Annotated in this window: 13 protein-coding genes; 1 reads left to right on the plus strand and 12 read right to left on the minus strand. The window is 63.0% G+C overall.

What is annotated here, in order from left to right:
• Nucleotides 1–30: 30 nt before the first annotated feature.
• From ATE70_RS22590 to ATE70_RS22600, 3 genes are all read right to left on the minus strand, one after another.
• Nucleotides 31–3,009 carry a Tn3-like element ISMpo10 family transposase gene (locus tag ATE70_RS22590; RefSeq protein ID WP_012449407.1) on the minus strand — a complete coding sequence of 993 codons (2,979 nt, stop codon included), beginning with the start codon at nucleotides 3,007–3,009 and terminating at the stop codon, nucleotides 31–33.
• A 4-nt stretch (nucleotides 3,010–3,013) separates the two neighbouring features.
• Nucleotides 3,014–3,598 (minus strand): recombinase family protein, encoded by a 585-nt coding sequence (locus ATE70_RS22595; RefSeq protein ID WP_010339849.1) that lies wholly within the window; start codon nucleotides 3,596–3,598, stop codon nucleotides 3,014–3,016.
• A gap of 133 nt (nucleotides 3,599–3,731) precedes the next feature.
• Nucleotides 3,732–4,208 carry a YkgB family protein gene (locus tag ATE70_RS22600; protein ID WP_010339850.1) on the minus strand — a complete coding sequence of 159 codons (477 nt, stop codon included), beginning with the start codon at nucleotides 4,206–4,208 and terminating at the stop codon, nucleotides 3,732–3,734.
• Nucleotides 4,209–4,312: 104 nt separating this feature from the next.
• On the opposite strand from ATE70_RS22600, the gene ATE70_RS22605 reads away from it, so the two are divergent.
• On the plus strand, nucleotides 4,313–4,855 hold the full coding sequence (locus ATE70_RS22605) for a MarR family winged helix-turn-helix transcriptional regulator (protein WP_010339851.1): 543 nt from the start codon (nucleotides 4,313–4,315) through the stop codon (nucleotides 4,853–4,855).
• Nucleotides 4,856–6,214: 1,359 nt separating this feature from the next.
• Here ATE70_RS22605 and ATE70_RS22610 read toward each other — a convergent pair.
• The 9 genes from ATE70_RS22610 to ATE70_RS22650 all read right to left on the minus strand — a co-directional run bounded on the left by ATE70_RS22610 (nucleotide 6,215) and on the right by ATE70_RS22650 (nucleotide 12,076).
• Nucleotides 6,215–6,550, minus strand: coding sequence for a single-stranded DNA-binding protein (locus tag ATE70_RS22610; RefSeq protein ID WP_039330710.1), 336 nt, complete (start codon nucleotides 6,548–6,550; stop codon nucleotides 6,215–6,217).
• 468 nt (nucleotides 6,551–7,018) lie between these two features.
• The gene (locus tag ATE70_RS22615; protein WP_022675506.1) at nucleotides 7,019–7,423 is read right to left on the minus strand and encodes a hypothetical protein; all 405 of its coding nucleotides are present in this window, start codon (nucleotides 7,421–7,423) and stop codon (nucleotides 7,019–7,021) included.
• Nucleotides 7,404–7,706: a type II toxin-antitoxin system prevent-host-death family antitoxin gene (locus ATE70_RS22620; protein WP_039330707.1), complete on the minus strand. Its 303-nt coding sequence runs from the start codon at nucleotides 7,704–7,706 to the stop codon at nucleotides 7,404–7,406. Before ATE70_RS22620 ends, ATE70_RS22615 begins: the two co-directional genes overlap by 20 nt.
• 75 nt (nucleotides 7,707–7,781) lie before the next feature.
• Nucleotides 7,782–8,153: a hypothetical protein gene (locus ATE70_RS22625; protein WP_022675508.1), complete on the minus strand. Its 372-nt coding sequence runs from the start codon at nucleotides 8,151–8,153 to the stop codon at nucleotides 7,782–7,784.
• Entirely contained in the window at nucleotides 8,147–8,662 is a 516-nt protein-coding gene (locus ATE70_RS22630; RefSeq protein ID WP_039330704.1) for a hypothetical protein, read from the minus strand. Before ATE70_RS22630 ends, ATE70_RS22625 begins: the two co-directional genes overlap by 7 nt.
• A 183-nt stretch (nucleotides 8,663–8,845) precedes the next feature.
• Nucleotides 8,846–9,400, minus strand: coding sequence for a DUF736 domain-containing protein (locus ATE70_RS22635; RefSeq protein WP_058539789.1), 555 nt, complete (start codon nucleotides 9,398–9,400; stop codon nucleotides 8,846–8,848).
• A 148-nt stretch (nucleotides 9,401–9,548) separates the two neighbouring features.
• Nucleotides 9,549–9,899: a hypothetical protein gene (locus ATE70_RS22640; RefSeq protein ID WP_058539790.1), complete on the minus strand. Its 351-nt coding sequence runs from the start codon at nucleotides 9,897–9,899 to the stop codon at nucleotides 9,549–9,551.
• 72 nt (nucleotides 9,900–9,971) lie between these two features.
• A complete protein-coding gene (locus ATE70_RS22645) occupies nucleotides 9,972–10,343 on the minus strand; it encodes a DUF3768 domain-containing protein (protein ID WP_058539791.1) in 372 nt (123 codons plus the stop codon).
• 59 nt (nucleotides 10,344–10,402) lie between these two features.
• Complete coding sequence (locus tag ATE70_RS22650) at nucleotides 10,403–12,076, minus strand: hypothetical protein (protein ID WP_058539792.1); 1,674 nt, start codon at nucleotides 12,074–12,076, stop codon at nucleotides 10,403–10,405.
• Nucleotides 12,077–12,166: the final 90 nt, after the last annotated feature.

Here is a 12,166-nt window from a genome sequence, read left to right on the forward strand (position 1 = left end):
GTCGGTACACAGAACGGACCCAGATATACGCTAAGGTTTTGCCGTGCCTTCGACGGCGCGCATCTGGCGAAGCGGTCTGAGCGCGGTGGATGGCGCATCGGGATCGGTCCAGAGGTAATCGCCGGTGAGATTGATATGCTGCCAACCGAGCGGTGATAGGTGTTGCAGCAGGTCCGGCGGGACCGGCCGGCCGAGGTTGGCGAGATGCATCCGGGCGGCTTGCAGGTAGGTCGTGTTCCACAGGACGATGGCACCGGCGACGAGGTTCAGCGCGCTCGCCCGATGGCTTTGGGCTTGCAGCGCATGATCGCGGATACGGCCGATGCGATGGAAGAAGATGGCGCGTTTCAGGGCATTTTCCGCTTCTCCCTTGTTGAGTTCGCGGGTGGCGCGGCGACGCTGTTCGGGCTGCTCGATCCAGTCGAGCGTGAACAGGGTACGCTCGACGCGACCGATCTCGCGCAACGCCAGTGCCAGGCCGTTGGCGCGTGGATAGGAGCCGAGCCGTTCCAGCATGATCGAGGCGCTGACGACGCCTGTGCGGATCGAGGTTCCCAGTCGCAGCACGTCGTCCCAGTGTGCCTCGATCAGACCTTCGTCGATGCGGCCCGCGACCAGCGGCGCAATATCGGGGCCGGGTTCGATGCCGTTAAACAGGTGCAAACGGCGTGCGGCGATATTCGGGATACGCGGCGCGAACCGGAACCCAAGCAGATGACATAGCGCGAACACATGGTCGGAGACGCCCCCGCCATCGACGTGATGCTCTTCGATGTGCAGATCGGCGCCGTGGTGGAGCAGCCCGTCGAGCACCTGTGCCGCCTCGCTCGCCGAAGCGGAGATAACTGTGGAATGGAACGGCGCGTAGCGATCCGAGACGTGGCTGTAAAAGGAGACAGCCGGCTCTGTCCCCTTGTGCGGATTGACTGCGCCGGTTGCCTGGGCGCGGCGGTCGAGCGGAAAGTTCTGACCGTCTGAGCTGGACGAGGTGCCGGACCCGAACAGCGCGGCCAGCGGCGCGGTGTGTTGGGCGTCGACAAGCCGGGCGAGCGCGCGACCGTAGGTTTCCTCGCGCAGATGCCACGAGGCGAGCCAACCGAGTTGGCGCTGGGTCACGAGATTGCAGGCTTCCGCCATGCGCGTATGGCCCAGATTGGTGGCATCGGCGAGCACCGCCGTGAGGATCGCACGTGGTTCATCCGCGGCACGGCCACTTTGCAGATGCGTGAAGCACTGGCTGAACCCGGTCCATCGATCGACTTCGGCAAGAAGGTCGGTGATGCGGATCGCGGGCAGATGCGCATAGAGCGGCGCAAGGGCGGTATCGGATTCCTCGGGAGTAATCGCCTTCAAGGGCGAAATCCGCAGCCTGCCCAAGCTGAGCTGCACGTCTTCCAGCGCGTCCGTCTCCGCCTTTCGCTCGACCTCGGCCAATCGACGGGCGAGGCGGGCGCGTCGTTCGGCCAGCCAGATATCGGCCGTATCCGGTGCCGGTATCGGCAAGGGGCCGGCCGCGCGCATGTTGGCGAATACGGGGGCAGGAATGAGTTGCTGCTCGACAGCACGATAGCGTCGGCTTCCCTCGACCCACATGTCGCCGGCGCGAAGCCGGTCGCGAAGCTCGACCAGCACGCACAATTCATAGATCCTGCGATCGGGAATGCCGGTGCCGATCGCCCGACGCCAAGCTTGCCGGATGAAGCCGACTGGCGTGCCTGCAGGCAATTTGCGCAGATGACCAAAATGAAGGTCGCGCATGATCGCGACCGCTCGCGCGAGCGCATGGCAGGCTGGCACCGCCCCGAATGTGAACGAGGCGATGAACGAGGGACCGACCTGTCGGAGGACGGGGTAATTGGTCGCGGCGACCGCGACGGGATCGACCGAATCGGGGCGGATCAGCTTGCGGGCTTCATCGACCTCGCGGCCGAGATCATTCCATCCGATCGCTGCCTCGACCGCAGCGCCGATATCGCCACCTGATATCTTGGCGGCGAGCAAGGCAGCGCCGAGTTGGGCAAGCAGCCGGATTTTGCCGTTGATGGTGCGCCGGTTGCGCTTGAGTGTCGTGTCCGCGCTGTTCTGTTCGCGCCGGAACATCTGCCCAAGCAGGCGATCGAACATCAGCACCGCATCGTCGGTGAGGGTAACGATGGTTTCGAGGATGGTCGCCACCAATGTGGCGCGACGCCGCGTCGCTTGCAGCGTCCGAACATGTTGCGCGGTCAGCCGCACGCCTTCCTGGCACAGGCGTCGGAGGCGCTCGGGATGGACGCCTACGGCGATATCCGGATCGATCCCGATGGCCCGAAGCAGTGTCAGTCGCTCGATGATGGCGGCGAATGTCTTTCGGCCGGGCTTGCCGGGTGACTGCCGCACCCAGGCCAGATCGCTCAAGTTCGTGCCTGTGTGGGGCAGGAGAAGCGCATCGAGCAGCCGGCGCTGTCGAGCATCGAGTCCTCGGGTCAGATGCTCGGCGACATGGCGTTCGGCATCGAGCAACGCCTGTGCGACCATCCGCTCGACCGAACTGATGCCCGGCACAATGATGCGCCGTCGCCGGCACTCATCCAGCATCACGCGCGCCAGCCTAGCCCCGCTGGTCGTCGTCAGCGCGATCGGCAGGAGCCATTCCTGCAACGTCGTTCGCAGCGGCCGACTGAGCGGCATGAAGCCGAATGCATCGCGCAGTGCATCGAGCTGTTCGTACCGGGTCGGGCCGCGCGTCGCGTAGTCGGCCAGCACCTCGGGTCCGACCTGCAATTGCTCTGCGACGAACGCGAGCGGCGTATCAGGGATCAGTTCACCGGGTCGCAGGAAACGGCCAGGATAGCGCAGCGCGCAAAGCTGGATCGCGAAACCCAGCCGGTTATGCGGTCGCCTCCGGCGGACGATGATGGCCAAGTCGTCCCGGCTCAATGTCCAGTGCTGGACGAGCAGGGTTTCGTCGTCGGGAAGCGCGAGCAACGCCGCGCGTTGCTCGTCCGACAGGACGGCGCGACGCGGCATCGGCTTAGACCTTGGCCGGTGCGGTCCAGCCGATCCGGGCAAGCGTGCCGAGAAGGGTCGAACGCGGCACCTTGAAGGTCCGGCAGACGGACGCCTTGCTGGCCCCGCCATCCAGCGCGGCGGTGATCCGCTCGAGCGTTTCGGCGTCGATCATCGGCGGGCGGCCACCTTGGCGTCCCCGGCGTTTGGCAGCAGCCAGTCCCGCCATCACCCGTTCGCGCGTGAGCGCACGCTCATATTGTGCCAATGCACCGAACAGCGAGAACAGCAATTCGCCGTGCGGCGTGGTCGTATCCATCTGCTCGGTCAGCGACCGGAACGCGATGCCGCGCGCCTTCAGATCGGTGACGATCGTCAGCAGGTGCGGCAGCGAGCGTCCGAGCCGGTCGAGCTTCCACACGATCAGTGTGTCGCCCGCGTTCAGATAGTCGAGGCAGGCTTTCAGGCCTGGTCGGTCGTCGCGCGCGCCGGATGCCTTGTCGGTATGGAGATGCCGATGATCGACCCCGGTTGCGACGAGCGCGTCCCGCTGGAGATCGACCGTTTGGCGGTCATCGGTCGTTGACACCCGCATATATCCGACCAGCATGTACGACAAACCCTCGAAAGCATGTTTTCGAACACCCTATCAAAGCGACAGGGTTTGTCGATCGTTATGGGCTGAGGCGGGTATGGTTCGGCAAAAGCGCAGGTCCGGAGCGTCGCCTATCACCTGTTTGCCGTCACGCGTCTGCTGTCCGTATGGACGCAAGTAGAAGGCACGCTGATGCCGCAAGAAGCACCAGGTCCTTCAACAGGAACTGTCCGGTTCCGGCCGAAATCGCCGGGAACCCGCCAGCGGTCGGCTCGGCGACGCCAGGCGTGCTCAGGAAAAACGTCAGTGTCACGGCATAAGTCAGGCATGACATCGCCGCGCCGAGAGCGGAGGCCGTCTTGTTGAAAGCACCGATAATCAGCGCAGCGGCCGTCGCGAGCTCGACGGTGCCTATAAAATAGCTTCCACCCTGCACCCCAAAAACGGCCGGAATCCAGCTCATGATCGGACTGTTCTTCATCAATGGCGCGATGCCCATCGCTTCATAGCTCGTGAATTTCATGCAACCGAACCAGAGAAAGATGACCACCAGCGCCCAGCGCAGCAACGCGAGAGACCCGCGAGAGCCGGTCGTCTTTTCAGCTATGTGTAATGTCGAAAACATGGTGCCTCGCTTTCATCATGGCGCATGACCTGCCTTCATGCTTAGACAGGCGTGATATATGCGCTGCGCATACACTATACGCCGTCAATGAATGAGGCAACCCTTTGAACGTACTCTCGGACCGGCTCGTCAATCTGTTCGGCGCCCTCGCAGTGGGCATCACCGATCGAATTAAGAAGGCGGCATTCGACCCGACGATACCCGGCGGTGGCGAAACCACCGCGGCGATCGTCGTCATCGGTCACGCGACCGGTCTTTCGATCGACGAATTAGGACGGGTGCTAGGCTTGTCCCACGCGGGGACGGTGCGGCTTGTCGATCGATTGGTTGCAGCCGGGTTCGCCGTTCGATCCAAAGCGCTACGGGACCGTCGTGCAGTAGCGCTGATGCTCACTGAGGCAGGCGAGACTCGCCTATCTGCGATCCTGCAACGAAGAAACGAGACTTTATCCGAAATCCTTAGCCATGTCTCGAATGCTGACCGCCTCGTGCTGGAACGTATTGCCGAGACAATACTTGCGCAGATGTCTGACGACGCTGTCTCGGCGCTGACGATATGCCGGCTCTGCGACGAGAGGCGATGCTACAACTGTCCGATGGATGCCTTTGGAATGCTGGAGTCGTCGACGCATAGAGTCGACCCATAAGTGCGCGCAGAGACGCTTAGCGTATATCTGTGCCCGTTCTATGTCCTGACCCCTCAAAGGGATCCCATGGCCTACCCGTGGCCACAACAGCTCTTCCCGTGCTCGTGCATCGCGATGGATCGATCTGTCAGGGTAGTGACTTGATTCTGGATTGGACTGGAATGCCTGGCGGTGTTCCTGAAATTGAGCGGAGACTCGAAGAAAAAACGGCGCCACTCATCCGTCAGTGCCTGTACGCTGGACTGCTGTCCGATTCAAAATCGGGCATCCGTGATGTCCTTTTCCGAGTGTCGAGCCGACCGCAATCTGTAATCGGTCGATTAACGTGGCCCATACTTAGGCCCATGATGGTGTCTGGGATGAATGCCCGGTTAGATGTCCTTCCGGACCTTATCGCTCAAGTGGACCATGAGCTTGACTGGTTCGATCAGGTGATATTCGAGCGTGGGGACTACCTTTCCGGAGATGAATTCGGTCGAGCTGATCTCACCGCAGCTAGTTTGCTGGCACCAATCGCAAGCCTCCAAACCGAACCGGTTCGGGGCATATCTGAGGGGATTCGATGGCCAGTATCGCTATCGTCAGCCCTCAAGCGCTGGTCGAACCGCTCAGCAGTGAAATGGGTCCAGCAGGTTTATGCCACCGATCGCGCGTCGGTCTGGAAGCGATGGTAGCGAGGCCCAAGCGGTCGCCCGATTACGTAGATCTTGCCGACTTGAGCGACTCCAAAGCCGCCATTCGATTTTCCACCCAATCCCGGTCATCCGGTGCGCTCGAACTGTATCTCTCAACCGGACGTAAGAGCGGACTGGAACGGACCTAGAGCAAGGCAAGGCGCGGGCGAACTCCACTCCCTCACGCCAGCGATCGTCACCCGAATAGGCCGAGACCCGGCAGGGACTAGGTGACGCCGGTCGCAGACCCAGCACACAGGCCACGCTTGTGTGCTGGCGGCAGCCCGGCGGAATAGAGCGCGATGCCGGCCATAAGCCGGCAGGCGCCAACCTCCCCTTCGGCATCCCTTGACGATGAAGTTCTTTATATGTTCTCGGTGGCGTATGGGAACCAAACGCCTCGATTCTGTCGCCGATCTCGTTCGTCATGGCCTCAATGCGCAGATCGAGTGCGGCCGCTGCAGGCGTGTAGTCATCGTGCCGGCGGCCCGGCTTCGCGATCACTGCTTCAGCAGGTCGATCCCTCTTAAACTGGACATGGTAGCCCAGCACTTGCGCTGCAGCTGTGGTCACCGCGGTGCCAGGATTGATCCTACCGGCAATTAGCCGACCTGCGCTCCATAATCTGGCTCGCGCAACCAATTACGAGTGGAAGGGCGGCACCGAAGCGCCGCCCTCCTGACGATCACAGGAACTCGACGTTCTCGGCGATGATCTCGCAGCCGTAGCGGTCATTGCCTTCGGCGTCCTGCCAGCGCGAGTAGTGGATGCGACCCGTCACGGCGAGCTGGTCACCCTTGGCCTTGTGCTGGCGCAGCGGGAGCCCGAGGCCATTGAAGACGGTGATCTTGTGGAATTCGGCATCCTTGACCGGGTAGCCGGTTTCCGGATCCTTCTGGACCTTGCCGTCGCGGATCACCGGACGTTCAGTCACGAGGATCAGTTCGGTGATGCGGGTGTCGCTGCGGTCGCGGGCAACGGGATCCTTGGCGAGACGGCCGACGAGGTTGACGATGTTCATTGCAAGAGCCTCCTTGGTACCGACGGCTCGTCCGCCGGTGCCCTTGTCGAGCCTCGGCGGGAGAGCTGGGACACCGCGCGCTTCCGCGCGCGGGGAACCTCGTAAATCGAGGTGGTGCGGGCAGCCCGGCTTGCCGGGCAACACGGCTCGCATTTCTGCAGGTTGGCCCTAAGCTCGACCAAAGAGGCATGGGCACTGGTCGGCGGACGTGCTGTTGGCACAGGAGCTTATCGCACGCCTGGACATCAACTTCGCCGCGTACCGGCTTGTTATTGACGATGATGATCACGGGATAATTCGCCCGCCCTTGCCGATCCCGGTGAGCGAGAGGTCCCTCTGCGGCACTGATCCGGAATACCCGACCTCGGCCACCTCCGGCGCCAATCCACAACGCCGGCGTGACTGGCCTGACGTTGATGCACGATCAGACAAGGCTCCAAGGAGCAGGCTGCCTCGGCGTTCCGGAAATCAATCGCGATCGACGGCAGCGGCGCCCCAGGCTCCGATGGCATCGATGATCTTTGCTGTGAACCGCGGTGGGAGTCGTCCGGCAATGTACCCGGGCTGCTTCATCAGGGGTCTGATGTCGAACCCGGGCCAGGTGAACCGGTTGAATTCCGAAACGACAATCGCGCTACCCGGAACGAGCCCGGCTGTGCGTGCGATCTCATCGGGGATGGGGATGGCGTTCTTGCGCCCCTCGCCCTTGGTCGTGATCGCGGCAACCAGATAGCGCGAGCCGTCCACACCCACGACGACGACGAAGCGTTCCTTGACGCCTTCGTCGCGGCCTCGTCTCTGCTCTTCCTCGAAGAGATAGACGTAACGGAGGATATGGCCTGCGGCGGGTCGGTCAGTCTTCCCAGCGGTCATTGGCAAGTTCACTGGCCGAAGGCCGTGCATTGGCAAAAGCCTTGCGGTCGGCTCCGGTCATGTCGGACGAAGCGACAGCTTCGATATTCATGTGGCCGGCGATCACACCGCGTGCCGCCTGTTCAAGATGGCGGAAATACTCGCTATCTGCGATTACATGCCGCTCGCGGCCATGGCTGGTCAGGACGACCGGCTGCTTGGTTGCCAGATCGAGGAACTCGCCGGTGTTGTTGTGAAACTGGGTTAGGGGAACCCTGGGGTGCTCATTCGCCGCCGCTGGCATGGTGGTATCTCCTCTTGGCCTTAAAATAGCAATTATTGCCAAAATAGCAAGATTTCTGTGGCGCCACTCGCCGCGCTAGTCGTCCCCATCTCTCGCCAGCGGCTCAGACAGCCACGGGACGAGGCCCGCATCAATCGCAATGCCCAGTGTCCTTGCGAGGCGGCAGGCTCGAGCGATTGACCCGTCTGGAACATCGAGCGCCCTTTCAATGTGCCCAAGGGTTTCGCCAGCGCCAGGCGCACAGACCGCGTGAAGCTTGCCCGGCTGTGCCGTGATGGCAAAAGGCCAAGTCATCGCGACACCGACAACCCGTTCATCGAGAACAAGCAGGGTGTCACCGGCTGCGATGCTCTCGTCGGTCTGCACGGCGTCGTAGGCATTGCCCGTCGAGGCGAACGCATGGATCCGCCAGACGCTGAAGGCGAAGCGCTCGCTGTCGGTCAGCATGGCAGGCTCGCTTCGGAAAAGGCGCGCTGCGCCGCCTCCGGAAAGGCTGCGGTGAGGTTCCGGTGAAGCGGTCCGGAGGACGCTGGGAAGAATGCGCCGGTGCTGCTCGGCCGTGTGATCCGCAGCGCGCTTGCGACGGCATCCACGACGAAACCCGCAAGCTGATTGCTCGCTGTCAGTTTGCCGAATTCAGGCGGTGCAAACCCGGCTTGATGCCAAAAGGCGAAGCCGGTCTCGAGGGTCTCGATATAGCTGGCATGGCTACCATCGTCCTGTTCGTCGTCGACGCTCGCCTCGACCGTCCGGTAGGTCCCGAAATCATGGGCGTTAGCCTTGATCCGCAGGGTGATCCCGGCGGGCGGAGGCCCGGCGACCGCGATCAGCGCAGCCCTGTAGAGCGTGACTTCTGCGGTATTCACGAGGTCGAAGTTCGGGGTGTGGCCGATCTGCGCGCAGTCTTCGTTCCACGGAGCCCCGCCAAGATCGAGAGTCCAGTTTGTCTGTGCCATTCAAGCCTCCTTTGCTTGAACGGCACCTCCCCCTTCTCTTTCGCAGGCAGAGTTTCCGCTGCAGGTCGGCTCGGCTTGCAAGCACCGGGCAAAGAAAAGGCCCGCCCGCGACGAATGCGCGGACGGGCCTTCCCGATGTGACCGGCGCGGGTCGCGGCACCGGTCACGGGGGGCTTGTCCCGGTCAGGCGTCGACGCTCGCGCGCGTCTTGCCCTTGGGTGCCGGAGCGGTGCTGTCGCCCAGACCGTCGCCGGTGGCAGCACCGCTGTCAACGCTGCGGTCGCTGGCCGGTTCGTCGCCGGTGGCAGTCAGCGGCGGCAGGGCGCCTTCACTCTCGCTGCCGAAGCCGTCGAGCGAGGCCTTGGGCTTCGAGCGGCGCCAGGCGACGTTGTAGCTGCCATCGTTCTGCTGGAACATGGCGACCGGGATCGGCGCCGAGAGGCTGGGATCGTCGATCTGGCCCGAGAGGAAGCACTCGCCGGTCTCGTTCGACGAGTATTCCCAGAGCGCGCCGATCTTGACCCAGCTGCGGCGGTCCGCCGAGAGCGCCATGAGGTCGAACTTGGGTGCGCGCTCGTTGCTGGATTCGAAGGCCCGCAGAGCGACGGTCGCACTGAAGGTCAGGGTGGTGATGCGGCCGATGTGAACGCCTTCTGCGTTGGCCTTGAGGGTGCCGATGTTCATGTCGAAGTTCTCCTGATGCTGTCCGAACCCCTTGTCCGGAACACCTTCTCCCATCCCCCTCTCCTCCGGGCCCGTGGCCCGGCCCGTGCGCCAGCCACCGCAGGCGCGCGTAATTCTATCCAGCCCAGAGGGCTGAGGAGTCTTGATGTGTGGTTTGGAGCTGAACCGGCCCTGCTTCGAGCCATGCACGGTCTATACTGACCTAAGCTTCGGGCTCGGACCTGTCCTTGATGTGGCTGAGGCGCGCCATGAAGGCCTTGGCTTCGAGCTGATTGGGCCCATCGCGCGTGGCGAGGCAGGCCATCCTGTCGATCTCGAGCTGTGCGGCAAGACTTGCATCGATATGGCAATAGGGTTCGAGCACGCGGATTGCGTCAACTGCGCGGGGGAGCTCGCCGAAATCGGTTCCGACCCATACAAGTTCGATCTTTTCTCCGTCTTCGTCAGGGGCGCTCAGTACCTGTGCGAAATAGGTCTGAAGCGGGCGATCCCAGCCAACATAGGCACTTGCCGCCGCAATCCCGTTGCGAAGCGGTACTTTGTGTCTGCTCATGCGCCGTTTACCTCCGCATCGGGCTTGGGCGGCTGCCCGGTCACGCAGCGAAATGCCTGCCCTTCACAATGATCAGTAGTCCGCTGGCCGCATCAGCGTGATGACCCGCCGTGTCATCGCTGGATTGGCCGGATCCTCGGACCCGAATGCCAGTTCGGTGTCGTAATAATCGACTTTCATCAGCACCTTGATGCCATCGACATCCAGGCTTGCAAAGTCTCGCTCGGGCGAATCCGGGGCGAAGGTGCAATGGCGCAGAGCGGCGATCAGCCGGGCCTGTGCCATCATGCTTTGTGCCACCGTGTCGCCGCCGAGTTCTGCAAGCAGCCCGGAGGTCATGACGATGCGTGCCGTTCGGTCACGGCCCTGGCGTGCGGCATCATTGAGCAGCGCGATCCGCTCGGTGCGCTGCCGAGCGCAAGAGAGGTCGGATGTGTCATGCATTGGAGCTCTCCTCCCGATCAAAGGGGCGATCAGCGGGCAACCGGACGGCCTCGCGAGCCTCAGCCGGCAGGCTGACAAGCGGACAGCTGAACATTGATCGCGGTCCCGGGGGCGACGGTAATGGCAACCTGCCGATCCTTGGGAATGACCCACAGGATACCGGCGAGCGTGTCGCGGATACGCGCCGCAATGGCCTCGTCTTCGCCGAGCAGCACCCGGGCCGCGAGCTCGCGCGCGTCGCGCAAGAAGTGCTCGTGCTGGGTGTCCCAGGAGTCGGCCTCGCTGTCGTCGCTCGCACAGAAACAGACGTTCTCGATCAGATCGACCAGCGTTTCGGGGGTCAGCGCCGGACCCGGCACAAAAGCGATGCGGATCTGGTCGACACCGCTGTACCAGCCATCCTCGCCCACGACAAAGGCCACATCTGCCGGGAACCGTTCCTCGCGCTGCGTTTCGCTGGCGCGGTGGAAGACACAGAACCTCAGCTCGATCGTCTCGGCACGAACATGGTCATCGAGCGGCGGAAAGCTGCCGTTCTCGGCGATGACGTGGCCCTGCTCCCCGGCTGCAACATAGAAGCGCACGTTCCCGAGCTGATGCAGCGCGTCATACCAGCCATAGCCAGCGTAGGCAGGATGGTTCTCGACGAGGTGCGGGCGCAAAGGGTGCTCGCGCAGCGCGCGCTCCAGTCCCTGTGCAATATCGGGCTCAAGATCCGCGACAAGGATCGTGTCCGCACCTGCTTCGACTTCCTCATACTCGACATTGACGTTGTCGCTCTCCGCGATGGCCGCATGCCAGCGGGGCAGGCAGGGGTCGGCCTCGGGCAGGGCAACCCCCAGATCGCGCGCTTCCTTCCAGTTCTCGAAGGAGAGCCGGTGCTGGCCTTTGTGCGCCAGCGCGGCATAGATCGTGCGCTTGCACCCTGCCTGAAGCGCCGCAAATGCGGCGTTCTCGACGAATTCCTTGCGCGCCGGGAGCACAAGGGCAAGGCCCGGGGTGGCCCCGATATCGAGCCGGGCATGGTAGGTCTTGCCGCCAAGGCTCTCCGAGACGCTGGCAAGCTTGCGGGTGAGCACCATGCCATGGAAATTCGTGGTGGGGTCCTGGTGGTATTCGCGCCCTTCGAACACGCCGATTTGGCTGCCGTTCCACTCGGCAATGTAGATCGCCTTGGCGAGGAACTCCTCGCTCGGCATTTCCGTGCCATTGAAGAACACAGGCAGCGGGTAGAACTTCGCGACCTCGCGCAGAATCCGCTCGGACGTCTGCTCGCTCACTCCGGGCATCAGGAAAGTGATGGTCGTCCCAACCGGACGAGCAAGGGGCCGCACGGCAATGTCCTGCGCGCCGGTCCAGCCATCCGCGGGGACATGGACCGACCATCCGGTGTCGGCATCGACATGACGCGAGCTGATCTGTGTGTCCTTGCCCGCCAGGCTGAAGACACCCATGCCTGCCGGGTCTTCGGCCTCATGGATGCGCTGGTTCCAGCCCGAATCCCCGAGCGCAATCATGGTCTGGGGATCGGCGACGCCGGTTCCATCATCGACAAGGGTCAGTCGCGCTCCGTCCTGATCTGCGCAGCAGGCGATATCGATCCGGGAAGCGCCCGCGCGGCGACTATTCTGGAGGAGCTCTCCCAGAATATCGCCCATGGTGCCGTTAAAGAGGCGTGTGACTTTGGTGATCGTCTTCGGGCTGACGCTGGGTCGGATAACTGTCGGGTTCATGGCAAGGGGTCCTTCATCGCACTGGTTCGCCCTTCCCCTCCCCCTTCCCTCCAGATCGGCGGATCGATGCCTGGCCAGAGCCGGGCGGCC

The sequence above is a fragment of the Sphingopyxis sp. H053 genome, assembly GCF_001468225.1.
Classification (GTDB): Bacteria; Pseudomonadota; Alphaproteobacteria; order Sphingomonadales; family Sphingomonadaceae; genus Sphingopyxis.